This is a genomic window from uncultured Pontibacter sp. (genome assembly GCF_947499215.1).
In the GTDB taxonomy this organism is placed as follows: Bacteria; Bacteroidota; Bacteroidia; order Cytophagales; family Hymenobacteraceae; genus Pontibacter.
Map to the genome: position 1 here is coordinate 208,557 of NZ_CANMNI010000003.1, position 23,908 is coordinate 232,464.

General features: G+C 52.0%; 22 protein-coding genes. 13 read left to right on the forward strand and 9 right to left on the reverse strand.

The window, feature by feature from the left end; genetic code table 11:
* Window positions 1-45 precede the first annotated feature (45 nt).
* On the reverse strand, window positions 46-1,743 hold the full coding sequence (locus tag Q1A04_RS14775) for a response regulator (protein WP_299707514.1): 1,698 nt from the start codon (window positions 1,741-1,743) through the stop codon (window positions 46-48).
* 620 nt (window positions 1,744-2,363) lie between these two features.
* Between Q1A04_RS14775 and Q1A04_RS14780 the strand changes: the two genes are divergently transcribed.
* Entirely contained in the window at window positions 2,364-2,762 is a 399-nt protein-coding gene (locus Q1A04_RS14780) for a hypothetical protein (RefSeq protein ID WP_299707517.1), read from the forward strand.
* 57 nt (window positions 2,763-2,819) lie between these two features.
* On the opposite strand, the gene Q1A04_RS14785 is transcribed toward Q1A04_RS14780, so the two are convergent.
* From Q1A04_RS14785 to Q1A04_RS14795, 3 genes are all read right to left on the reverse strand, one after another.
* Window positions 2,820-5,372, reverse strand: a complete 2,553-nt coding sequence (locus tag Q1A04_RS14785) for a TonB-dependent receptor (protein WP_299707520.1) — start codon at window positions 5,370-5,372, stop codon at window positions 2,820-2,822.
* Between the two features lie 363 nt (window positions 5,373-5,735).
* Window positions 5,736-6,155 carry an OsmC family protein gene (locus Q1A04_RS14790; RefSeq protein WP_299708828.1) on the reverse strand — a complete coding sequence of 140 codons (420 nt, stop codon included), beginning with the start codon at window positions 6,153-6,155 and terminating at the stop codon, window positions 5,736-5,738.
* Window positions 6,156-6,219: 64 nt separating this feature from the next.
* Window positions 6,220-6,939, reverse strand: a complete 720-nt coding sequence (locus tag Q1A04_RS14795; protein ID WP_299707523.1) for a hypothetical protein — start codon at window positions 6,937-6,939, stop codon at window positions 6,220-6,222.
* Window positions 6,940-7,111: 172 nt separating this feature from the next.
* Between Q1A04_RS14795 and raiA the strand changes: the two genes are divergently transcribed.
* From raiA to Q1A04_RS14815, 4 genes are all read left to right on the forward strand, one after another.
* Complete coding sequence (gene raiA, locus Q1A04_RS14800; RefSeq protein WP_299707525.1) at window positions 7,112-7,417, forward strand: ribosome-associated translation inhibitor RaiA; 306 nt, start codon at window positions 7,112-7,114, stop codon at window positions 7,415-7,417.
* A 128-nt stretch (window positions 7,418-7,545) separates the two neighbouring features.
* Window positions 7,546-8,322, forward strand: coding sequence for a glucose 1-dehydrogenase (locus Q1A04_RS14805; protein WP_299707527.1), 777 nt, complete (start codon window positions 7,546-7,548; stop codon window positions 8,320-8,322).
* A gap of 103 nt (window positions 8,323-8,425) precedes the next feature.
* Window positions 8,426-9,016: a DsbA family protein gene (locus Q1A04_RS14810; RefSeq protein ID WP_299707529.1), complete on the forward strand. Its 591-nt coding sequence runs from the start codon at window positions 8,426-8,428 to the stop codon at window positions 9,014-9,016.
* 164 nt (window positions 9,017-9,180) lie between these two features.
* Complete coding sequence (locus Q1A04_RS14815) at window positions 9,181-9,540, forward strand: DUF1801 domain-containing protein (RefSeq protein ID WP_299707532.1); 360 nt, start codon at window positions 9,181-9,183, stop codon at window positions 9,538-9,540.
* Here the strand turns inward: Q1A04_RS14815 and Q1A04_RS14820 are convergent.
* Window positions 9,537-10,457, reverse strand: coding sequence for a cation diffusion facilitator family transporter (locus tag Q1A04_RS14820; RefSeq protein ID WP_299707535.1), 921 nt, complete (start codon window positions 10,455-10,457; stop codon window positions 9,537-9,539). The genes Q1A04_RS14815 and Q1A04_RS14820 overlap by 4 nt on opposite strands.
* 117 nt (window positions 10,458-10,574) lie before the next feature.
* Between Q1A04_RS14820 and Q1A04_RS14825 the strand changes: the two genes are divergently transcribed.
* The 4 genes from Q1A04_RS14825 (at window position 10,575) to Q1A04_RS14840 (ending at window position 15,050) form a co-directional block, all read left to right on the forward strand.
* A complete protein-coding gene (locus tag Q1A04_RS14825) occupies window positions 10,575-11,255 on the forward strand; it encodes a response regulator transcription factor (protein WP_299707538.1) in 681 nt (226 codons plus the stop codon).
* Complete coding sequence (locus tag Q1A04_RS14830; protein WP_299707541.1) at window positions 11,252-12,649, forward strand: ATP-binding protein; 1,398 nt, start codon at window positions 11,252-11,254, stop codon at window positions 12,647-12,649. Before Q1A04_RS14825 ends, Q1A04_RS14830 begins: the two co-directional genes overlap by 4 nt.
* Before the next feature lie 172 nt (window positions 12,650-12,821).
* Complete coding sequence (locus tag Q1A04_RS14835; RefSeq protein ID WP_299707544.1) at window positions 12,822-14,393, forward strand: SulP family inorganic anion transporter; 1,572 nt, start codon at window positions 12,822-12,824, stop codon at window positions 14,391-14,393.
* A gap of 24 nt (window positions 14,394-14,417) precedes the next feature.
* Entirely contained in the window at window positions 14,418-15,050 is a 633-nt protein-coding gene (locus Q1A04_RS14840) for a carbonic anhydrase (RefSeq protein WP_299707547.1), read from the forward strand.
* A 111-nt stretch (window positions 15,051-15,161) separates the two neighbouring features.
* Here the strand turns inward: Q1A04_RS14840 and Q1A04_RS14845 are convergent, their stop codons facing one another.
* Together Q1A04_RS14845 and Q1A04_RS14850 are read right to left on the reverse strand one after the other, a co-directional pair.
* Window positions 15,162-15,782, reverse strand: a complete 621-nt coding sequence (locus tag Q1A04_RS14845) for a porin family protein (RefSeq protein ID WP_299707550.1) — start codon at window positions 15,780-15,782, stop codon at window positions 15,162-15,164.
* Window positions 15,783-15,974: 192 nt separating this feature from the next.
* On the reverse strand, window positions 15,975-16,952 hold the full coding sequence (locus tag Q1A04_RS14850) for an SWFGD domain-containing protein (RefSeq protein ID WP_299707553.1): 978 nt from the start codon (window positions 16,950-16,952) through the stop codon (window positions 15,975-15,977).
* 433 nt (window positions 16,953-17,385) lie between these two features.
* On the opposite strand from Q1A04_RS14850, the gene Q1A04_RS14855 reads away from it, so the two are divergent.
* Entirely contained in the window at window positions 17,386-17,802 is a 417-nt protein-coding gene (locus tag Q1A04_RS14855) for a hypothetical protein (RefSeq protein WP_299707556.1), read from the forward strand.
* Window positions 17,803-17,822: 20 nt separating this feature from the next.
* On the opposite strand, the gene Q1A04_RS14860 is transcribed toward Q1A04_RS14855, so the two are convergent.
* Complete coding sequence (locus Q1A04_RS14860) at window positions 17,823-20,264, reverse strand: type IA DNA topoisomerase (RefSeq protein ID WP_299707559.1); 2,442 nt, start codon at window positions 20,262-20,264, stop codon at window positions 17,823-17,825.
* Between the two features lie 132 nt (window positions 20,265-20,396).
* Between Q1A04_RS14860 and Q1A04_RS14865 the strand changes: the two genes are divergently transcribed.
* The 3 genes from Q1A04_RS14865 to Q1A04_RS14875 all read left to right on the forward strand — a co-directional run bounded on the left by Q1A04_RS14865 (window position 20,397) and on the right by Q1A04_RS14875 (window position 22,341).
* On the forward strand, window positions 20,397-21,269 hold the full coding sequence (locus tag Q1A04_RS14865) for a glycosyltransferase family 2 protein (RefSeq protein WP_299707561.1): 873 nt from the start codon (window positions 20,397-20,399) through the stop codon (window positions 21,267-21,269).
* 17 nt (window positions 21,270-21,286) lie between these two features.
* Window positions 21,287-21,508 carry a DUF2905 domain-containing protein gene (locus Q1A04_RS14870; RefSeq protein ID WP_299707564.1) on the forward strand — a complete coding sequence of 74 codons (222 nt, stop codon included), beginning with the start codon at window positions 21,287-21,289 and terminating at the stop codon, window positions 21,506-21,508.
* 68 nt (window positions 21,509-21,576) lie between these two features.
* Complete coding sequence (locus tag Q1A04_RS14875; RefSeq protein ID WP_299707567.1) at window positions 21,577-22,341, forward strand: YdcF family protein; 765 nt, start codon at window positions 21,577-21,579, stop codon at window positions 22,339-22,341.
* Here the strand turns inward: Q1A04_RS14875 and Q1A04_RS14880 are convergent.
* Window positions 22,338-23,702 carry an NAD-dependent succinate-semialdehyde dehydrogenase gene (locus Q1A04_RS14880; RefSeq protein WP_299707569.1) on the reverse strand — a complete coding sequence of 455 codons (1,365 nt, stop codon included), beginning with the start codon at window positions 23,700-23,702 and terminating at the stop codon, window positions 22,338-22,340. The two genes, Q1A04_RS14875 and Q1A04_RS14880, sit on opposite strands and share 4 nt — an antisense overlap.
* Window positions 23,703-23,908 lie beyond the last annotated feature (206 nt).

Here is a 23,908-nt window from a genome sequence, read left to right on the forward strand (position 1 = left end):
AGTTTATACTAGTATACCTAGGTTTACGGGTAAAACGAGTGGGCGTTATGGGCGGGGTGGAAGCCACTTTTTAAGCAGCCCGATCAGATCACTTTGGTCGAAGGGTTTGCAGAGGTAGTCGTTCATGCCGGCGGCCAGACTGTTGGCTATGTCGGTGCTGTAGGCGCTCGCCGAAAAGGCCACAATGGGTTTTGCGAACTGGTTCGCCCGGAGCACCTTGGCCGCCTCCAGTCCGCTCATGCCGGGCATCTGCACATCCAGAAACACCAGATCGAAAGGTTGGGAGCGGACCAGATCGATGGCTTCCTGTCCGCTGTGGGCGGTGGTGACTTGGGCGCCGTAGTTTTCGAGTACGGTTTCCAAAAGCATGACATTGATCTCGTTGTCGTCGACCACCAGTATGCGCGTATTCTCCGGAAGCCTGAACTCGCCTGCGGATGCTGCTTTTTCGGCGGCCGGGGCTCTCGGCTCCAGTTGCCGCAGCCGGATCGTGAACCAGAACATGGAGCCTTTCTGCTGACCCGGCAGGGGACTGACCACCTGCAGATCGCCCTGCAGCAGCCGCGCTAACTTTTTGCTGATGGCTAGGCCCAGTCCCGAGCCGCCGTACTTGCGCGACGTGGACTGGTCTGACTGCGTGAAAGACTCAAATACCATGGCCTGCTTGTCGGGCGGTATACCTATACCTGTGTCGATGACGGAGCACTGGAGCAGGAGCTCGTTCTTTGGAAGCAGTTCGGCCCGGAACTGCACCTCAATGCGGCCTTTATCCGTGAACTTGATGGCGTTGCTCACCAAGTTGGTGACCACTTGGTTGATGCGGGTAGGGTCGCCGATGGCCCAGTCCGGTACCGACGCGTCAAAATGCACCGTGAAGGCCAGCGCTTTTGTGGTAGCCAAGTGCTGGTAGGGCTGCAGGTTGGTGCTGAGGCTCTCGCGCAGGTGAAAGGGGATGCTCTCGAGGTGTATCTTATTCTGCTCCACCCGGTGCAGATCCAGTATGTCGTTGAGCAGTTTGGTGAGCGTGGAGCCGGAGGTCTTGATCAGGTCGATGTACTGCCGCTGGGTATCGCTGAGTTCTGTTTGCAGCAGCAGGTCCGTAAAGCCCATGATGCCGTTGAGCGGCGTCCGGATCTCGTGGCTCATGCTCGACAGGAAGTTGCTTTTGGCCTCGTTGGCCTCCTCCGCTTTTCGCTTGGCCTTGCGGAGTGCCTTCTCCGTTCTCTTGATCTCGGTGATGTCTTTGGCGATGATGAGCACGCCTTCGGTCTCTTTTTGATTGTTGCGGATATGCGAGAACGAGGCCGAAACCGGAATGTCCTGCTGCTGCTTGGTTCTGAAGAGCAGCTCCTTGTTCAGGCATTTTTCCTGGCTCTTGCATAGCTCTATGAGCGTGATCAGTTCAGGGAGGTACTCTTTGTGCAGTATAACCGAGAGCGGATTGCCCTGCAGCTCGCTTTCTTTGTAGCCAAGCGCCTCCTCCAGCGACGCGTTCACATTCCGGATCGTGAAGTCTTTGTTCAGCACAAGGAGCATGTCGGCCACGCCCCGGTAAATGCTCTGCATAAAATCCCGGGAAACGGTGGAGCTCTTTAGCTCTTGGCTAAGCATGTTGATACCGGCAATAACGGCGTCCAGCTCGTCCCCTGAGTCAGAAGGCGTTAGCTTGTAATCGAAATTACCGTTTGCCACTTCGGCAATGAGGGTAATGATCTCCTCTATTCTCTCTTTCAGTACTTTCACTTCAGTATATCTGATTGCTTGTAAGCTGTGCTTTTGTAAGGGCAGGGTTGTTAGGTTCACTTGAAGACTGTTCCTTTGTAGTCAGGGTCGTTTCATTCTCTGAGACTATCCCCTTGAGGGGATTATAGGGGTGTAAATTCGGAGTTAAATTGTCAATAATTGGCAAATTGTAAATTCACCCACAATTGTAAACACCCCTCTGCGCTCCCCTCAAGGGGAGAATTCCCAAGAGCGTAAAGGCCCCTAACCTTTAGGGGATCATAGGGGTGTTACTATTAGACGGAAAACATCTAATACTTCTGCTAGCTGTAGTTCTTCACAGATGTAGACACCCCTATAATCCCCTCAAGGGGATAGTTTTTAGCTTGAGATACCCTTAGTGTCCCAAGCTCGCAAGTCTCAAACTCCCGTTCTCACTTGTCCTCAAGGGGCTATTTTCTTAGCATAAACCGACACTACCCCTTCATGCTATCCTCTACTCAAGAAGCTTTTATCTTTATATAACGTTTAAGGGGGAATTAAAGTGATAACCTGTAGGTTGTCTATATCCATGCCTTATTTTTGCCTGAGGAAACAAATGGGCTGGAAGGCACCCGAACACAGGACGAACAAAAGAAAAAATGGCGGCATTTGATAAAGTGGAAAAGGCGGTTTCTGTGAAAACAGAGCGACTGGATCTCTCAATAGAAGATGGGATTCTGTATTGTGTGTATCAAGAAGTTGAGTTGCTGGACATACACCTCGCTAGCCTGTGCGTGCAGGATCGACTGAACTTTGCCGGAGGACAATCCTACCCAAGCCTTTTTGACATCACCCATGTGAAGCACTCCACCAAAGAGGCCCGCGACTACTTGGCCAACGAAGGCAACGAAGGGGTGGTCGCCAGCGCGATCATTGTCAGCTCGCCGATGCTGAAAATGGCCGCCAATTTCTACATAAAGGTTAACAGACCCAAGAACCCCACCCGCATGTTCACGGGCGAAGACGAAGCCATCCAGTGGCTCAGCCAGTATAAATAAAGAAAGCCCCTCCACATCGGAGGGGCTTTCTGTTTGTAAAGGGTCAGGGTAATTCTTTTAGTTCATGCCGTTGCCACCTTCGCCCTGCTTGGCGTCGTCGTTTCGGATCGAGCGCTTGCGTTTCGGCGGACGCTGCTGCTCCATTTTGCCGAAGTTGTAGTTGAAGCTCAGACGCACGCCACGGTTGAAGTTGTTCATGCGCACACGCTGCTCGTAGGCAACCGGGTTGGTCTCGGTGATAGGTGCGGACACATCGTTCTTCATGCGCATGTTCTCCCGGAATGGGTTGTCAAGGCCGAGCGTAATGCCACCACGTTTGTCGAACAGCTCCTTCTTAACAGACAGGCCATGGTACGAGAAGGCGGCGAAACGGCCCAGCAGCTGTATGCGCTGTGAGTTGAAGCCGCCGTAGAACTGGGCGCTTATCCCTTTGCCAAAGCTGTAAGACGAGTTCGCGTTGATGTTATACATCCAGCCGCTGTTTTTCAGGCCACTGCCACCGTTCAGGTCTACATAGTAAAAGTTGGAGCTGCCGCCGATGGTCCAGTCATTGGTCGGTTTGGTGTTGCCGAAAAGGCTCATGCCGTAGGTCTTGTTCTTGGCGATGTTCTGGAAGGTCAGCAAAGTCGCCTGTCGCTCGGAGCCGTCCGCTTCCTCCACCGTGATCAGGCTGGCAATCGGCTCGATGGCATTGTCAGTCTGACGCATGTAGCCGGTCACGCTCAGCGATGTGGTTTTGAAGAAGGTGCTATACCCCAGTTCGTACAGGTCGGTCAGTTCGGCATCGAGCTTGGCGTTACCCTGCACAAAAGTGTTCGAGGTCTGCTCTTGGCGGTAAGGGTTGAGGTAGAACATAGACGGACGCTGGATGCGCTGCGTGAAGTTCGCCTTGAAGGTATGCTTCTGCTTGTAGTTGTAAGACAGGGCCACGCTCGGGATAAAGTTGTCGTAGTAAGTGGCATAGTCCAGTTTGTCGCCTTTCAGGTCGGCGTCGATGTCGGTGTACTCATAGCGCCCGCCTAGCTTCACGTTCAGCTTCTTTTTAACAGCGAAGCCGTAAGTCATATAAGCGGCATACACATCCTGCTGATAGAAGAAGTCGTCGGTTCTGATGGAATCCGGTCTGCTCAGGAAACTGTCACGGTACAGCGCGTCGCTCAGCACATCCCGGAAGATCGTTTTACCGCCGAGCTCTAGCATGGTCTTGTTCTGGAACGGGTGGGTATAGTCCGCCTGGAAGGTAAGTTCCTTGTTGGCCCCGTCGTTGAAGTTGCGCTTCTGCTGGTAGGCTGGCTCTCCTTCGTTAAAGAAATCCTGCGCAATGTTATTCTCGGTATTGGTCACAGAGTAAAGTGAGAGCAAAGCCAGCTCCTGCCCCGGATTCTTGAAGGAGCGCACAAAGTCAAGGTTATAGTCCGTGCCGATACGCTCGTTGCGCATCAGGATGTTGTTACTGAAGCTTTCAATACCACGGAAGCTTTCAGAGTATACCTGTTGATTGTTCGTCAGTTTAAAACCGCCGCCATTGGTACGGAAGCCACCCGAAAGACTTGTCTTAGGATTGAAGTCATACTCGAAGCCCAACAGGCCGTTCATGAAAGCGCCACGCGGACGCGTTTCGCCCTGCTGGAAGTTGTAGGAGCTTTCATCCCATGGAATATTAGGATTTGCTGGGTCATACACCGTCTCCGGGTTGTCGAAACCGATGAAGGTGTTGGTCATGCTGCCGCGGTTGTAGAACGTGTTGGCCCCGAAGGTACCGTTGATGCCCAGTTTGCCACGGCGAATGTTCAGGCTGGCGTTGCCATTGCTGGCGCGCGTACCGCCTGTCACGGACACAGAGCCGGTCACACCCTGCAGACCACCGTCTTTTTTGGTGATGATGTTGATGATACCGGCCGTGCCCTCCGCATCGTATTTGGCAGAGGGGCTGGTAATTACTTCCACGGATTTGATCTGGTCAGCGGGGATCTGCTTAAGGGCGTCGGCCACGTTGCCAGCCATGATGGCGGACGGTTTGTTGTTGATGAGCACGCGCACGTTGGAGCTGCCGCGCAGCTGTACGTTCCCGTCATTGTCCAGTGAGAGGGAAGGCACCTTCTGCAGTACATCGGCGGCATTTCCACCCGAGTTCGTGATATCCTTTTCGGCGTTATAAACGGTGCGGTCAATCTTCTCTTCCACCAGCGGCTTCTCGCCCGTGATCACGACCTCGCTCAGCTTTTTGGAGTCGGAGGCGATGGCAACAGTACCCACATTCACGTTGGCATTATCAGAGGTAACCGCCACGTCTTCCACAAGCTTCTGCTGGTAGCCCAAGAAGCTCACCTGCAGACGGTATTTACCAGTAGCTATTTTGCTGATGGTGAAGCGGCCCTTGTCGTCGGCCATGGCTCCGTCGATCGGCTTGCCCGTGGCTAGGTTGATGAGCGCCACCGTGGCGAACTCCACCGGCTGTTTGGTGTCGGCATCCTGCACGATACCCGTGATGGTGGCATTACCGCGCGGCGCTGCCATACCTTGTGCAGCCTGCGGAGCGGGCTGCGGTGCCTGTGCCAAAGCTGGCACGGTGCTTAAGCCCAGCAGCATCAGCAGCAGGCTCTTTTTCATAGTTTTTTCGAATTGGCGTATACGTTCTGTTCCCATATCTCCGGTCTTCTGATTTTCTGTCTGACACAAAGGAAAACCGGGTTTTCGAGCTATGAAAATGGAATATACCAAGCCCCCGCATTTCTATATGAATAGGCATATATAACCTATCAGGCTTTCGTCGGGAGATAGGGGAGGTTGGTGGGGAGAATGGGGGAGGGGTAGGAGATTTTTGTTTATAGAGAAACTGTCCCCTTGAGGGGACCACAGGGGTGTAAAGCACCAAGCATAGGTTTTCGCTACTTGCCCAACACCCCTATAATCCCCTCAAGGGGATAGTCTTCGAGAGTGAAACGACCTTATTCTTGAGAGGAGCAAGGTATACTAACCACGCACAATCTCAAACGAATGCGTAATCGTCGCAGTCTTATAAAGTATAGCCGCTACGGAGCAGTACTTCTCCAGCGACAGCTCAATGGCGCGCTGCACTTTGGCCTCGTCCAGATCGCCACCTAATTTAAAATGCACGTGGATGGTGCTGAACAGGTTGAACTCCTCTACTTTCTGGCGCTCGGCTTTTACGTTTATGTCGAAACTGTCGATCTGCTGGCGCTGCTTTTTGAGGATGCTGATGATGTCAATAGCGCTGCAGCCACCTAGTCCCATGAGCATGAGCTCCATCGGGCGAGCGCCCTCGTTGTGCCCGCCGATCTCGGGATTGGCGTCTATGTTGATGGCCACGTTAGCGGCGCCTTTGGCCTCGAAATGATAGTCTTGGTTTACGCGGGTGAGGTTGATCTCCATGATGGTCTGTGTCATTTAATTGCTGCTCGAAGTTAGGAAATAATAGCCTCCCCACAAATTCTGCCTAGGCTGCCAGTGTTGAAACGTACTTCACCAAGGAGCGCTTGGCAATAGGCAGCAGCGCGCTGTCGAGTGGGCAGGGCACCTTGGCCACCACTACAAAAGTAGCGGGGTTGGGCAGCTCCTGATTCTCTTTCACGAGCTGTACCTTCAGGTTCTCGTGCGTCTGGGCCAGTCCGCGCCGGACGGTGCGCAGCAGTTGTGTGTTGATGCCCCGGTACTTCTCGTAGGTGTTCTCAAAAACGGTGATGCGGTAGACGTATACCTGCGTCTCTTTGCCCTGGAACGCGTCGAGGAACAGGTAGCCCTCGTTGAAGTACATCGGCGTGATGCCCACCGGGTTGATCTCGAGGTGGCGCTCAATGAAGTCGTACAGCTCCCTGCCCTCGTTCACGGCCTCTGAGAAGAGGGGCGCGGCGAACTGAATCACCTCTTCGATCTGGCGCATGGCCTCGTCGTCCTCTACGATCTTTTCATACACCAGTTCCAGCCTCTCGAAATCGGCGCGTGTTATTTTCTGAGGAAAGGACTCGTACACCAGCTTTTTGTGTTCCCGCACCTGCTGCAGGTTGCGGTAGTGCATAATCAGGTCAGAGAAAACAGGGTATAGCCGCTGCTGTCCGAATTCGGAGCGTGCGGTCTGCAGATAGGCCAGCAACCGGTATTTCTTGTATTCGAAGTCCAGTAGACCTTCGGTCAGCCAATTGTATGGTAATTGCAGCATATCGATTAGAATTGGGTGAACATCCTAAAAAACGCACCTTGCCGCCCTGATGTTGCCTTCAATCTGTGGTATGGTGGGGCAAACCTTAACGCGAAGCCTCCGTTTAAAATCAGCATCTGAGAAGCTGTGCCGGAAGGCCTTTCTCATTCAAGTTTAACCCAATAGAAAGAAGATGAATTATACAGAAAACTTTGAAGGCATTAAGATCGATGTGCAGGCCGTGGACATCAACATTTCGGACGATATTCAGCAGAACATCCGCACGGCCATTACCAAACTGAAGCGCCATGCCAAGAAAATAGACTCCGTGGACGTGTACTTTAAAGAAGAGGCCAACCATGCCACCGACTCCAAAAAAATTAGCATGCGCGTGGGTATACCCGGAAACGACGCCTTTGCAGAGGATAGCGGCGATAACTGGTACGAGCTACTGAAGAACGTGGAAGACAAGCTGAAGCGCCAACTGGAGAAAAGGTAATTTATTTCGCATATATTAGGCGGACCCGCTGCGTGGCACAGGTAGAACACCGGCCCGGCAGCGGGTCCGCTGTTGCTATACCTTGGCATAGCGAAGGGACAGAACGCTAATAGGGAAATAGAAAAAACATGAGTTACTATAAAGGCAAGGTGGTACTTGTAACGGGCGGGGCTCAAGGTATAGGGCTGGGCATGGCGCATGCCTTTGCGGAGGCGGGCGCCACCGTGATACTGACCGATGCCGACGCGGAAGCCGGCGAGGAAGCCCTTAAGGGTCTGAAAAGTGCAAAGCGCAAGGCCAGTTTTATACGCTGCGATGTGGGTGCCGAGCACGAAGTAGCCGCCTTGATGCAGGAGGTGAAAGACAAGCACGGCCAACTGGATGCGCTGGTGAACAATGCAGGTATAGCTGATCCTTTCATAGGAGATTTGGAGGAGATGCTGCTGTCGGAGTTTGACCGTGTGCTAGCTGTGAACCTGCGCGGCCCTGTGCTCTGCGCCAAATACGGGCTGACCTTGCTGCGACAGGCGGAGCACCCCGCCATTCTGAACATTACCAGCACCCGGGCCTTTATGTCGGAGCCCAACACCTTCGCCTATTCCGCCTCCAAAGGTGGCTTGGAGGCGCTCACGCATTCGCTGGCCGTCAGCCTTGCACCGGACCGCATCCGGGTGAACGCCATTGCCCCGGGTTGGATCGAGACGGGTCCTTGGCAGAAGGAGAGCCAGCGCTATGAACCCAAGCACACCCGTGAAGACAAAGAACAGCACCCGGTAGGGCGGGTAGGGGAGCCGCGGGACATTGCCGAAGCCGCCCTCTTCCTGTGCTCTGACAGGGCGGGCTTCATTACGGGGCAGCATCTGGTGGTGGATGGCGGCATGACCGTGAAGATGATCTATACCTAAAGCCTGAACCATTCGGGCCCTAATGCGGTAAACTAATGCAACAATGTATGAGCCTATGGTAAACAGTCCTTATAACCCCGTTCTACTTTATGTTACCGATCCCATGTGCGCGTGGTGCTATGGCTTTACGCAGGTGATTCGCCGTTTGCGGGCCCTCTGGCACGGACGGCTATCCGTGGAGGTCATTGCCGGGGGGCTGCATCCTTACAACCGCGAGCCTTTGTCGCACGAACAGCGGGAGCGTATGGCTGTAAGCTGGCACCGGGTGCAGGAGCGCACCAGTCTGCCTTTTAACTACGGTTTTTTTGTGCAGAAGGACTTTGTGTACGATACGGAGCCCGCCTCCCGCGCCCTGCACGTGGTGCGACGGCTGCGGCCGGCCCTTACCTTGGAGGTCCTCCGGGCCCTGCACTCCGCTTTTTACGCCGATGGCCTTAACCTTACCGATCCGCAGGTGCTGGCTCAAGTGGTGCGGCCCTTTGGCATCAACGAGAATCTGTTCTATACCTTGTTTGAGGCCGAGGAAATAATTGAAGCGACGGAAAAGGAGTTTGAGTTTGTGCAGATGATGGGCGTGACCGATCTGCCGAGCGTATACTTGGAGGGGGGCATGGGCCCCGAGCTGCTGGCGCGCGGCTTTTGCCAGCTCGACGAATTGGAAGAGCGCCTGCTGCAGCACTTGGAGATGGTGTAAATTAGTTAGCAGCGTATAACATGCTGAAAATGCCGCTTATAGACTGCCTGTTGAAGGCAAACAAACCACAGGGGAAAAATAGAATATTTGCTCCAATATTAAAAGATATGTATATTTAGCTGTAAATTAACGGCTCCGGCCAAAGAGGCCAATACATACCCTGTATGAGAAGCAAGATATCCACCAACCAAGTCGACGAGTACATCGATAAGCTTTCACCTGAAAGACAGCTACTGGCGCAGGCAGTGCGACGCATCATTAACCAGACCGCCGCTCATTTAGAGGAGTGCGTACGCTGGGAAAACCCATGCTATTTCTTTTACGGACCGGTTTGCTACTTCGCCTCTTCGCGCAGTGGTCTGCATTTCGGCTTCTTCCGAGGCAAAGAGCTTTCGGACACGGGCAAACGCCTCGTGAGTCGCAACGGGCAGCTGCCCCACATCAAACTGCGCACCTTAGACGACATAGACGAGGAGTATTTCAGCGAACTGGTGCGCCAAGCGGTGCAGCTCAATCAGAACTAAGTGGTGTCTTCCGGCGTGCAATGCTCCTGACTGCATTCCTGCCCCGGTAGTTCAAACTCCACGGTCACATGGTCAATGTGCGCGGCCTGCATCGCATCGCGTATGCGGTTCTTCAGTTCATGGGCCTCCACTAGATTCACGTTTTCGTTTACCACCGCGTGCAGGGTAAGCACATGGCTGATGCCGTCCAAGGTCCAGAGGTGCAGGTCGTGTACTGAGCGTATCTCATGCATGAGCTCGAGCTTCTGCCGGACATCACTTAGGCTGATGTTGGCGGGTGTACCCTGCAGGAGTATCTGCAGGCCTTTGCGGAGGTTGCGTACGACGTTGTAAAGTATGAAGGCAGTGATGAGGATTGAAAGAAGGGGGTCGATGATGGGCCAGTCGAAGAAGTAAAGCAAAACGCCGCCCACCAGCACCGCCGCCCAACCCAGCACATCCTCCAACAGGTGCAGCATGGCCACCCGCTCATTCAGCGACTCTCCCTTTTTGAGGCGCAGGGCCGCAGCACCGTTCACCAAGACGCCCAGCACCGCAAAACCGATCATACCCGGCGCATGCACCGGTTCGGGGTTTAACAGCCTCGGCACTGATACCCAGAGCACGATACCCGAGCCAAGCAGTAGCACCATCGAATTGATAACCGCACCGAGCAGCGAGAATCGTTTATACCCGTAGGAGAAATGCTGGTCGCTCCCTTTGTGTGAGAGCTTGTTAAAATACCAAGCCATACCAAGAGAGAGCGAATCGCCAAAGTCGTGCAAGGCATCGGACAGAATCGCCATGCTGTTGATCCAGAGCCCCCCAAACACCTCGATGAAGGTAAAACCAAGGTTCAGAAAAAACGCCACCTTGATATTGTCGCCGGCGTGGTGATGATGGCCGTGGCCTCCGTGCTGGTGGTGATCGTGTGCCATAAACTGTTTGTCTTTATCTAAAGTAAACAGATAATGGCGCAAAGCAAAGCGGTGACGTGCACTATTCCCCATTAATCGTATCTTGCCCTCATAAAACCAACACAGGTGACAGGAAACATGAAAATACTGCTGGTAGAAGATGAACCCAAAGTAGCCTCCTTTATCAAAAAAGGGTTGGAGGAACAGGCCTATGAAGTGGAGCAAGCCTATGATGGCAGTTTTGGCCTGAAGCTGGCCCTCCAGAATGAATATGACCTGATCATACTGGATATTATCCTCCCTAACATGAATGGCTTGGAGGTTTGCCGCGCCATCCGTAAGAAGAAACCGCTGGTCTCTATCTTGATGCTGACAGCCCTCGGCGCTACCGATGACAAGATTACCGGGCTTGACGCGGGAGCCGATGACTACCTGACCAAGCCCTTTGAGTTTAAGGAGCTGCTGGCCCGCATCCGGGCGCTTACCCGCAGGGTGGGTGAGAGCGGCGCCAGTGAGAAGCTGACCATAGCCGACTTGGAGATGGATTTGGGCAGCAAAACGGTGACTCGTGCCGGCAAACCCGTTAACCTGACGGCGCGGGAGTTTTCGCTGCTGCACTACCTGCTCCGCAACCGCGGCAGGGTGGTTTCTCGGGTCGACATCACGGAAAGCGTATGGGAGACCTCCTTCGATACAGGCAGTAACGTGATCGATGTATACATTAACTTTTTGCGCAAGAAAATTGATAAAGGCCATTCGGGTAAACTGATCCATACCTTGGTGGGTATGGGCTACGTGCTCAAGGAGGATGACGCATGACCATTCGGAATAAGCTGACCCTGCAGTTCGCCGGCATCTTTGCCCTTATTCTCGTTCTGTTCTCACTGGTGATCTACTACTTCACCTCTCTCTACCGGCTTGATGATTTTTACAAGCGCATTGAGGGGCGTGCCTATGACACGGCGGCGCACGTGCTGGATGCGGATGAGGTAAGTGAGCGGGCCCGCCGCAACAACCAGATCCGCTACTTTCGGGTGCTGCCCTTTGAGATGGTGAGCATTTACCGGGAAGACGGCACATTGTTGTTTTCGGATGGCGAGGGCCAATTGGAGGTGAAGCCAGATATTTTGGAGCGGGTGAAGGGCGAGAGAATGGTGCAGTACACACAGGACGAGCGCCAAGTGGTGGGCATTCTGTATGAAGACAACGAGGGGAACTTTGTGGTGCTTTCCTCTTCCGTGGACGCCTACAGCCTGCGCAAACTGCAGCACCTCAAGATCATCCTGATTGTGGGTTTTCTGGGCTCGATGGTGGTGGTCCTGCTGGCGGGCTGGGCTTTTGCCCGGGAGGCCCTGCGCCCAATCACCAAAGTCGTGAGCGAGGTGGAGAAGATCAGCGCCTCCGACCTGCACCTGCGCCTGAGCAATGCCGATGGCAAAGACGAGCTCTCGCACTTAACCCAAACCTTCAACAAAATGCTGGACCGTCTCGAATTGGCTTTCGAGATGCAGAGCACTTTTGTATCAAACGCCTCTCATGAGCTGCGCACGCCACTCACGGCTATGATAGGGGAGTTGGAAGTGGCGCTGATGAAACCGCGTGAAGCTGAAGAATACGAGCGGGTGCTCGCCTCGATTCTGGAAGACGCCCGTTTGCTGGCAGAGCTGTCGAATGGTCTGCTGCAGATAGCTCAAGCCAGCGTGGACACCTCCAAAATCAAATTGGAGCAGCTGCGTTTCGATGAACTCCTATGGATGGCCCACGAACAGGCAGTGAAACGGCACCCGAGTGCGCTGTTCGACATCGATTTTGCAAACCTGCCCGACGATGAGGATCGCCTGATCGTGAAAGGAAATGACGCGCTGCTGCTTATCGCTATTGTGAATGTACTGGAGAACGCCGCCAAATTTTCGCCGAAAGGGGAGTCTACTGCCGTGCGCTTGTCAGCCGACAGCAGAGAGGTAGTGCTGCAGGTGGCGGATAAGGGCTTGGGGATCGAGCCACACGACCTGAAACATGTGTTTGTGCCATTTTTCAGAGCCAACAGTGTGCGCAACATCACCGGTCACGGCATCGGGCTGCCGCTTACGGAGAGTATCATCAAACTGCACAAAGGCTCTATTTCCATTGATTCGAAAGTGAACGAAGGTACGGTTGTAACACTCAGATTGCCGCAGGCAATTGGTGTGATTTCAGCTAAAAACGCATTTTAATTTAATTTTAATGTCGTTTTAATATTGGCTTAATACCCCTCCCGTACATTTGTAAACATAAGGTGAGTATTCTGACTTGTGTTCCTGCAGTCGGCCTTAACAGGCTGGCGCGGGGATATGAGTTGGAAAACCTTTTTTAATTGCTCACCTGATTTTACTTGCTCACCTTTTTATGAAGAACACTGCTTTTAAGCCAAATTACATAGCCAGCCTTGGGAAAGATATTCCGGCTGGCTTAGTTGTATTCCTAGTTGCCCTTCCGCTTTGCCTTGGTATATCCTTAGCGTCCGGCGCACCGCTGTTCGCCGGTATTGTGACGGGTATTGTCGGTGGTTTGGTCGTGTCGTGGCTAAGCGGTTCGCATTTAAGTGTGAGTGGTCCTGCCGCGGGCCTGACCGTGATTGTACTCAATGGTATAGAGACGCTGCAGTCTTATGAGGCTTTCCTGCTGGCCGTCGTGTTGGCGGGTGTTCTGCAGGTGGCGCTCGGTTTTCTCAAAGCCGGTGTTATTGGTCTCTACTTTCCCTCCTCCGTTATTAAAGGGATGCTGGCCGCCATCGGTCTGATCCTCATTCTAAAGCAGATTCCGCACTTCATGGGTGCCGACGATGACTTTTTCGGCGAAATGAACTTCCTCCAAGCGGATGGTCGCAACACGTTTACCGAGATTTTTCACGCCTTCAGTGTTATTCAGGTAGGAGCCCTTATTATTGGTATTCTGTCGCTAGCGGTGCTGATTCTGTGGGAGCAGCCCTTCATGAAACGCATCAAACTGTTCAAGCTCGTGCCGGGCGCCCTGATCGTGGTGATCGGTTCTGTGGGTATCAACTATCTGTTTATTAACTATTTTCCTGAGCTAGCCATTGCAGGCACGCACTTGGTAAACCTGCCGGAAATTACCAGTGCAGAGGCGTTGGGGAACGAACTTCGCTTTCCGGCTTTTGAGCAACTGACCAATCCGTCGCTATACGTGGTGGCCTTCACCATCGCGATCATTGCCAGTCTGGAGTCTTTGCTGAGTGTGGAGGCCGTTGATAAGCTGGACCCGCATAAACGCCGCACGCCTAACAACCGCGAATTGAAGGCGCAGGGCGTGGGTAACATCATTGCCGGTATGCTGGGCGGTATCCCAATGACTGCGGTGATTGTGCGAAGCTCCGCTAATATTGCCGCCGGTGGTAAAACGAAAATGTCTGCCTTTATACACGGTGTGTTCCTGCTGCTTGCCGTGCTTTTCCTAGCTGGTTTCCTGAACCAAGTGCCGCTTTCAGCTTTGGCCGCCGTGCTGCTCATGGTAGGTTTTAAACTGACGAAGCCAACCTTGTTCAAAGGGCAGTTCAAACTAGGTCACGAACAGTTTGTCCCTTTTGTGGTGACGGTGGTGGCCATCCTGTTCACCGACCTGCTGGTTGGTATCCTGATCGGTCTGGCGGTAGGCGTGTTCTATATCCTGAAGGCCAACTACAAGTCGCCCTACTTCTATCACAAAGAAGAGCAGCGTGATAAGGATATTATCCGCATTAAGCTAAGCGAACACGTATCGTTCCTAAACAAGGCGAGTATCGTGCTCACACTGGAGCAATTGCCAGACAACACCCATGTGATCATTGACGGTGAAAATTCGGAGTACATTGATTATGATGTGCTGGAAGCTATACAGGCATTCAAGGAAACAGCCCATGAACGTGGTATATTTGTGGAAGTGCTCAATGTAAAGGAAGTTTCTGTACTGGATATGCACTAGCAGACAAAGCGTTTAAAAGAGACTATGAAGAAAATATTTGAGAATAATAAGAAGTGGGTTGAGCAAAAGCTCAATGAGGACAAGGACTATTTTAACAAGCTGGCTTTAGGTCAGGAGCCACGTTACCTTTTTATCGGCTGCTCAGACAGTCGCGTGCCGGCCAATGAAATTACGGGTACAGGACCGGGCGAAATGTTCGTGCACCGCAACATCGCCAATATGGTCGTGCACACAGACATGAACCTGCTATCGGTGCTGCAGTACGCTGTGGAAGTGCTCAAGGTGAAAGTGGTTATCGTGTGCGGCCACTATGGCTGCGGCGGTGTGGCTGCGGCGGCTGGTAATAAACAGTACGGTCTGATTGATAACTGGCTGCGCAACATCAAAGACGTGATTCGCCTGCATGAGAAGGAGTTCTTGGCAATTGATGATGAAGAAGCGCGTTTGCGCCGTTTGGTGGAGCTGAACGTGATCGAGCAGGTGCATAACCTCTCGAAGACTTCGATCATTCAGAACGCCATGCAGACCGATGAACCGCCAAAGCTGTACGGTTTGGTTTACGACATCAAAGAGGGTTACCTCAAAGACTTGAATGCGCTGGAAAATGACGGTTCAATTAAACGATATGAGCATATCTATAGCCTACTCCAGAGCTAGCAGATAGAAAAAAGACATACTACTACCTACAATTTCCCTAATACATACCTAGTTTAAACAAAACCCCCGCAAATGCGGGGGTTTTGTTTTTATAAAAGAAGTTTGAAGAGACTAGTGGCCCAGCAGGTAGCTCAGCATAAGGCTGAAGCCAGCATTGCGACGCTCTTTATCTGCAAAAAATCCTTCGTCATCAATGTTCTTTAAGCCGCCGGTGTAGCGTACCTCCAGACCCAAGCCGTTGCCGGCACGGTAGCCTAGTGAGCCTACGTAGGCGAAGTCGATGGTATAGGGGTTATCTGAGATGTCAGTCTTAGTCGTGACTACTTTGTCGCCTGCGTTGGAGTGCAGCTCATGAACGTGGCTTGCGCTGTAGATAAAGGAAACCTGTGGACCTAGGTCGAAGAACAGACCGCTGGCCGACACATGGAAAAGCACCGGCACATCAATGTAGTTCAGCTTAAACACTTCGGCAGACTGCAGGTTGTCCCCGATGTAAATCTCGCGGCGTGCGCCCTTGGAGGTATAGAGCGCCTCTAGTTGCAGGCCCATCATGTTGTTGATGTGCTTCTGCAGGAAAATACCGCCCGTATACCCAACTCTGTACTTGTAGTTGTCGGCATCAGGACCATTAAAGGTTGTGTAAGTGGCGCCACCCTTAAAGCCCATTTGCTGAGCGAAACCAGCGCCTGACAGCAACATGAGTGAGCATAAAACCAGTAAGGTTCTTTTCATAGGAAAACAATTTATTTTGGTTGGATTGAAAGGGGTGAAGTTAGCGAGAAGGTAATAACCGGTCAATGGAGGAAATATATAAATTGTGCTATTTTTTTAATGCAAAAAAGCCCGGCCTTTAGGGACCGGGCTTTTTAGGTATAGTATCAGGTTAATATCAGGTTAGCGGCTTATAAGCCGTGTGCCTGCTATCTACCATTCGTAATCTCTGCGAGATGATGAACCATAGGAGTACGGAGGTCCACTGTAGGTGTTACCGTAGCTGGTATGGGTTCTGTAGCGGCTGTTGTAGTCGCTGTCGTGCTCTCTATCGCGCATTTCGTCTCTTCTTCTTCTGCGCTCTGCTTCCTCGTCACCGAACCAAGACTTTACCTCGTCGCCGGCACGGTCGAAGAAACCTCTTTCATGATCTTCTCTGTCCCTATCCCAATCGCTGGAAGAGCGTCGGCTGCCATAGTTAGACGAGCCATAGTTGCTGCCACTGCCATAGCCACTGCCGTAGCTACTTGAGCCATAGCCAGATGAGCCGTAGCCAGTTGAGCCAGAACCGTAGTTCGATGAGCCGGTACCGTAGTTGGATGATCCAGAGCCATAGTTGCCAGAACCGTAGTTTGATGACGATCCTGAGCCATAGCCTGAACCATAGTTAGATGATCCGGAGCCGTAGTTGGAGCCACCATAGTTAGAGGAGCCGGAGCCACTGTAGCCACGGTTTGAGCGGTAGCTGTCACTGCTGCGATCGCGCATGTCGTCTCTTCTTCTTCTGCGCTCGGCGTCGTCATCGCCAAACCAAGATTTTACCTCATCAGAACCACGGTCCCATGCATCGCGGTCACCGCTGCGGTTAGAAGAATCCCAATCGCTGCCGCTGCTGTAACGGCGGTTGGAACCCGAGCCGTAGTTTGAACCTGAACCGTAGTTAGAACTGCCAGCTGAACGGCCGTAAGATGAAGTGCCGCCATAGCCAGATGAGGCGTGTGTGTCGCGTCCGCTGCCGAAGCCGCCCATGCGGGAGGAATCGCTTCTGCCGGAAGACTCACTTCCGTAAGAGCTTCTTATGCGGCTAGTCGGATCGTACTCACCAGAATAATAGTTTCTGCCAGATCCTCTGCTTTCGGACCTGTAGTTGTCATTGTATGGGTTTGAACCCAGATTTTCATAGCTTCTCATAGCTTTTTTTGTTTTAGGTTTTATTAAAAGAACAATTCAATGTGCCCCCTGAAATTAGGGTGCAACGGTATTTTTTACGGCTCTAATGCCTATAAGTTATGAATGAACTTAATGAGCGAAGAAGAGGCTGCGGATAGAAAATAAATTGTGCTATTGAGAGAATATCAGTGAAATTATTTGTGGTATGAATATATTGAAAAAGCAACTGTAGATATATAGTAAAAATGTAATTTTGTAAAGACGGTTTAAATGCGACTTGTTAAGTGTAGGTTGGGTAATTGCTTGAAAGTATGTGATTGATGAGTTTTGGAAAGCAGGGTTTAACAGATGTTAGTAGTATTGAATTTGTATATTATTGGTGTTATTGTTTTTATAAATTGGTGTGAATTAGTAACTTGCCGCTCGTTTTTGATTTATTACTAATACCTATTTAATGAAATTTAAAACTTTGCTGGCCTCGTTGGTAGCTGTTGCTTCGTTAACAGCGTGTGAGGATGTGTTTGAGGATGGGAGCCTGCAGCCAGATGGTTCAAAACCGTATTTAGTTATCCGGAATCCTACTCAGAACCAAGCACTCTCTAAGTCTGATGGATTGCGTGTGAAGCTCACCGCCACCGATAAAGACAAGTTGAAGGAACTGCGTGTAAGCGTGCGTGACAATGGGACAGGGGTTGACTACATCAACTTCAGCGCGTTCCCTGAGAAGAAAATTCTCGAGATCGATACGGTGCTGAATGTGTCCGAACTAAAACAAGGCGATTATACGCTTAAAATAAACGCTATAGATTTCCGCACAAATGAAGCTTCTACAGAGATTCTTTTCTCAGTAAAAGAGCAGGGTAAGAAATAGCGCAGAAAAGTTTAGCTAAATTAATTAAGAAGGTATACCACCTGCCAATTGTCATTGATGGTCAGGGCCGCGTCGAAACTGTTGCCGGTCTTGGCCGAAGTGAACCCTTTTATCTTGCCGGTTTTGCCTTTGGTCAGCAATGTGCCGATCTGTTTTTCAGAGAGCTGCTTTCCGCCCATCTCGAAAGGCACTACAAACTGACAGCCTTCCCGGAAGCGGCTGCAGCCATAGGCGGTCTTGCCTTTGAGCATGCTGCCCTGCTGGCACCGTGGGCATGTCGCGAAGGGATCCACCTCCGGTGCTTTCTCCGCTTTCTCGAGCACTACCTGCTTATTGCCGTCCAGTTTTAGTGTGGCGTCAAAACTGTTGCCCTGCTCGTCTTTAAAACCTTTTATAACCGGGGTCTTGCCTTTGCTAAGTAAGGCGGTGATCTGTTTGTCGGTGAGGGATTTGCCCTGCTGTTCAAAAGGGATCAGGAAGCGGCAGCCTTCTTTGAATCGGATGCAGCCATAGGCTTTGGAACCTTTGAGGATATGCCCTTCGCCACAGGCAGGGCAGGCGCCGAGGCCTTTACTAGGTATAGCCTCTGCTGCAGCCTTTGGTTTTTTAGCTACGGCTTTTTCTTTTCCGCCTTTGGCAGGAGCGGGCTCTGGCTGCGCCTCCATGGTCACGGTGGCTTTGTCGTACTTCACTTCCTGCACTAGGCTCACCACAAATTCCTGCAACTCCTGCAGAAAAGCCTCGGCCTTAAAGGAGCCCCCTTCTATCTGGCGCAGCTTGCGCTCCCACTGCCCGGTCATCTCCGCCGACTTCAGCGTCTGGTTGCGGATCACACCAATAAGGTCGATTCCCATTTGGGTAGGTATGATCTTCTTTTTGTCTTTGCGGATGTACTGGCGCTTGAACAGCGTTTCGATGATGGCCGCTCTGGTAGAAGGACGCCCAATACCGTTTTCTTTCAGCGCTTCTTTTAGTTCCTCATCGTCCATCTGGCGGCCGGCTGTTTCCATGGCGCGCAACAGGGTCGCCTCGGTGTATTCTTTCGGCGGATTGGTCCATTTCTTATCGAGTAATGGCGCATGCGGGCCGTGCTCTCCTTTCTCGAAGTTGGGCAGTATGCCGGCTGTTTCCTCTTCCTCTTTGCCGTCCTTACCGGTGTTGCTATCTGATTTTACATCCTCCGCGCCATAGAGCACCCGCCAGCCCGGCTCCAGAATCTGCTTGCCGCGCACCCGGAAGGTATAGCCCGCCGACTCCGCCATCACGGTGGTGTTGCTCACGATACAGTCCGGGTAGAAAGCGGCCAAAAAGCGGCGCGTAATGATGTCGTAAACATCGGCCTCACGACCATACAAACTGGCTTGTGCCCCTGTAGGTATAATGGCGTGGTGATCGGTTACTTTGTTGTTGTTGAACACCTTTTTGCTCTTCCGAATTTTGCTCTGCAGCAAAGGGGCCACTTCACTCTGATAGTTAGTGAGGCCCTGCAGGATGCCCGGTATTTTCGGGTAAATGTCATCCGGCAGAAATACGGTGTCCACACGCGGGTAGGAGACCACTTTTTTCTCGTAGAGGCTCTGGATGGTTTTGAGCGTTTCGTCGGCTGACATGCTCAGCTTGTTGTTACACTCGATCTGCAGTGAGGTCAGGTCGAACAGCTTGGGCGGACTCTCGGTACCTTTCTTAATCTCAATGTCGGTGATGGTGAGCTCATCCTGCTGGATGGCTTCGAGTATCTTCTGACCTTCTTCCTCTTTATGGAAGCGGCCGTTGGTGCTCGAAAAAGTGGTGTCACGGTACACCGTCTTGAGCTCCCAGTAAGCCTGCGGTACAAAGTTGGCAATCTCGTGGTGGCGGTTCACGATCATCGCGAGGGTAGGGGTCTGCACCCGTCCGATGGAGAGTGTCTGCCGGCCCTGCGCATACTTGAGCGTGAAAAGCCGGGTGGCGTTGAGGCCCAACAACCAGTCGCCGATAGCACGGCTCTTGCCGGCTTGGTAAAGCGAGTCAAACTCAGAGCCTTCGCGCAGTCGGGCAAAACCCTGCCGGATGGCGTCCTCGGTAAGTGAGGAGATCCAGAGGCGCTTGAAAGGTTTGCGGTAGTTTGCCTCGGTGAGCACCCAGCGCTGGATCACTTCCCCCTCTTGCCCGGCGTCACCGCAGTTGATCACCTCTTCGGCATTGTCAAGCAGCTTTTTAATAATGTTAAACTGCTGCACCACGCCTTTGTCCTGCATCAGCTTGATGCCATACCTTTCAGGCAGCATGGGCAAGTCGTAGAGGCTCCAGCGTTTCCACTCGGGACGGTAGTCGTCGGGTTCGCGCAGCGTGCAGAAGTGGCCGAAAGTCCACGTTACCTGATAGCCATTGCCCTCATAGTAGCCGTCCTTTCTGGTTTTGGCACCAATCACGTTGGCAATCTCACGGGCGACACTCGGTTTCTCAGCAATGCAGACTTTCAAGGTATAGGCTTATTTTAAGGTAACTCTAACATTCAAATTTACGCCATTTGGCACTTAAATCCGAATGCAGATGTCTACAAGTTTAGTAACTTTGACACCTTATTTTTCCCTTAGCACCAGATTCAACCCATTATGAAAGTCAGTGGTTTTACCTTCGTCCGAAACGCTATTAAGTATGATTACCCCATCATAGAAGCCATTCGCTCTATTCTTCCGATTTGTGATGAAGTGGTCGTGGCGGTAGGTAATTCAGAAGACGATACCCTGCAATTGATTAAAAGCATTGATTCCTCTAAGATCAAAATAATTGAAACCGTATGGGATGACTCCCTGCGTGAGGGAGGACGCGTGCTGGCCGTCGAAACAGACAAAGCCTTTGCGGCAGTGGCCGAGGATTCGGATTGGGCCTTTTACATACAGGGCGATGAGGTAATGCATGAAAAGTATTTGGATACTGTCCGGAATGCGATGCTGCTGCACAAAGACAATCCAAAGGTGGATGGCTTGCTCTTTAAGTACAAGCATTTTTATGGCTCTTACGATTATGTGGGGGAGTCGCTTGGGTGGTATAGACGTGAGATTCGGGTCGTGCGCAACCGCAAGGATATCTACTCTTACCGCGATGCGCAGGGTTTCAGAAAAGGAAAGAACCAGAAGCTAAACGTGGCGCTAATTGATGCGCACATCTACCATTATGGCTGGGTGAAAGAACCAAAAGCGATGCAAGGGAAGTTAGAGTCGTTCAACAAGCTCTGGCATTCTGATGATTGGGTGGAAAAGAACATAGCCAAAGCAGATGCCTTCGATTATACAGGTATAGATGCGCTCAGCCTGTTTAAAGAGAGCCATCCTGCAGTAATGTCCGAACGGGTTGCTGTTCGAAACTGGAAATTCAGCCATGATCTGAGCAGAAACCGTTTTAAGTTTAAAGATAAATTCAAACGCGCCATCGAAAGTGTGACAGGGCATAGAATAGGCGAGTATCGGAATTACAAAATAGTATAGGACAGCTACTAGACAATATGCAGCCACTCGGAAAATACATTGTGCTCATAGGTATCGTGATTGTTGTGATCGGCTTGGTTTTCTGGCTGGCCGGCGACAAGCTGGGCTGGTTTGGCAACCTGCCGGGCGACATACGGGTGGAGCGCAAGAATTTCCGCTTTTATATGCCGATCATGAGTATGATCTTGGTGAGCATCCTGCTCTCGCTACTGCTCTGGGTGTTCAGGCGCTTCTTTTAAGGTATAGCCTTTCAGGGATGCAGCGGCTTTTATACCTTTGCGGCATCTCCCATACCTGACAAACCGCTATGTTTTTTGTCCTTTCAAAGCTGCTGCAGTATTTCCTGATGCCCATCATCTGGATTGCAGTACTGCTCTTGCTGGCAATTTTCCTGAAATCGGCTAAGTGGCGACGCATCATCCTAGTGGCGGCTACGGTGCTGCTGCTGGTGTTTTCCAATCCTTTCTTGGCGAATGTCAGCATGCGGGCATGGGAAAAGGAAAGCGTGCCATTGAAGGAAGTTGGACACTACGACGTAGCCATCATCCTGACCGGCGTGACGGAAACGCGGGAATTCGCGCAGGACCGAGTGCATACAAGGCAGGGAGCCGACCGCTTTCTGCACCCGCTCAAACTCTACCGCATGGGCAAAGTGGACAAGTTTCTGATAACGGGCGGAACCGGCACTGTGGCCATGGACCGCAGGCCCGAGGCGGAGATGCTGAAAGAGATACTGCTGCTGGCCGGTGTGCCGGGAGAGGACATCCTCACGGAGACTCGCAGTGACAACACCTACCAGAATGCCATTTATACAGGCGACCTGCTACAGAAACATCCCGAGCTGAAGCGCCGTTTGCTCGTTACCTCGGCCTTCCACATGCGCCGCTCCAAAGCCTGCTTTGACAAGGCTGGCGTAGAGACGGACATTTTTCCAGCCGATTTCTATACCTCAGAAATCCGCTTTACCCCCGACGAATTGCTTATACCCAACCCCGACGCCTTCCGGCTCTGGCACCGCCTCATCCATGAAGTGACGGGCTTTGTGGTCTATAAGATGGTGGGGTATATTTAGCTAATCCAAATACTCTTCTGATTGGTGAACTCGCGTATGCCGATGTAGGAGAGTTCGCGGCCATAGCCTGATTTTTTGATGCCTCCGAAAGGCATTTCAGGTGTAGAGGCCACCATCGCGTTGACAAACATGGCACCTGTCTCTACCTGCCGGGCAACACGCAGGCCGCGCTCTTTGTCGCCGGTAAACACGGTGCCTGCCAAACCATATCGGTGGTCATTGGCTATTCGGATGGCCTCCTCTTCGTCTTTTACCACAAACACAATGGCCACCGGGCCAAATAATTCATCCTCGTAGGCCGGAGAGCCCGGCTTGGGATTTTGGATGATCATCGGTTTAAAGTAAGCAGAGTCTTTGCCTTCACGGCCGCCCTCCAGTACTACTTTGGCCCCTTTCTCAACAGATTCCCGTACTTGCTGCTCCAACTCCTCGGCCAAGTCTTTGCGGGCCAGCGGACCGTAGTCGCAGGTATCGGTAAGCGGATCACCGGTTCGTAGGGACTCCATCTTCTCCTTCATCTTCCCCAAAAAAGCATCGGCTATACTTTCCAGCACGATGAAGCGCTTGGCGGCTATGCAACTCTGGCCGGTGTTCACCATGCGGGATTTCACGGCTACAGAAGCAGCCTCTTCCAAGTCAGCGTCATCGAGAATAATAAAGGGGTCACTGCCTCCCAGCTCGAGCACGGTCTTCTTGATCTCGCTCCCAGCTTTTTCGGCCACTTTGGAGCCGGCTCCCTCGCTGCCGGTCAGGGTAACGGCCTTTACGATGGAGTTCTCGATGATCGCGTCAACGGCTTTTGACTCCACCAACAGGGTATGGAACACATCCTTCGGGAAGCCGGCCCTGTGAATGATTTCCTCAATGGCCAGTGCGCACTGCGGCACGTTGGAGGCATGTTTGAGTACGCCCACGTTACCGGCCATGAGGGCAGGGGCAAGAAAACGGAAAACCTGCCAGAACGGAAAATTCCACGGCATCACGGCCAGTACCACGCCCAGCGGCTCGTAGGCGATCAGGCTGCGGCTCGCTCCTGATACAACCTCCTCGTCTTTCAGGAAGTCGGCGGCGTTATCTGCATAGTAGCGGCACACCTTGGCGCATTTCTGAACTTCGGCAGTGGCGTCCTTCAGTGGTTTGCCCATTTCCAGTGTGATGATGCGGCCATACTTCTCGGCGTCTTGCTCCAGTATTTCGGCGCAGCGCAGCATGTGCTTGGCCCGCTCCTCAAAGCTTGTTCTCTTCCAGTTATCGAAAGCCTTGTCTGCCGCTTTCAATTTTTCTTCTACTTGAGCAGCAGAGTGCGCTTGAAAAGTTTTGATGACTTCGTCGGTAGCCGGGTTTATTGTTTGTATCGCCATGTGCTGTAGGTCTGTTTAGGTATGCTGTAAATATACGGAAGCTCTGAAAAGTGCGTCTACGAACTAATTGGTAAAATCAATTAATTGCCAAATCATGTGTTTAAATAGTACTATTTGCGGTTTTTTGCGTTTATGGTTACTTCTTTTGCAAATATTCCCTTTTATATAGTCTAATAATAGTTAAATTGCCCCAGAAGTGTTCTAGA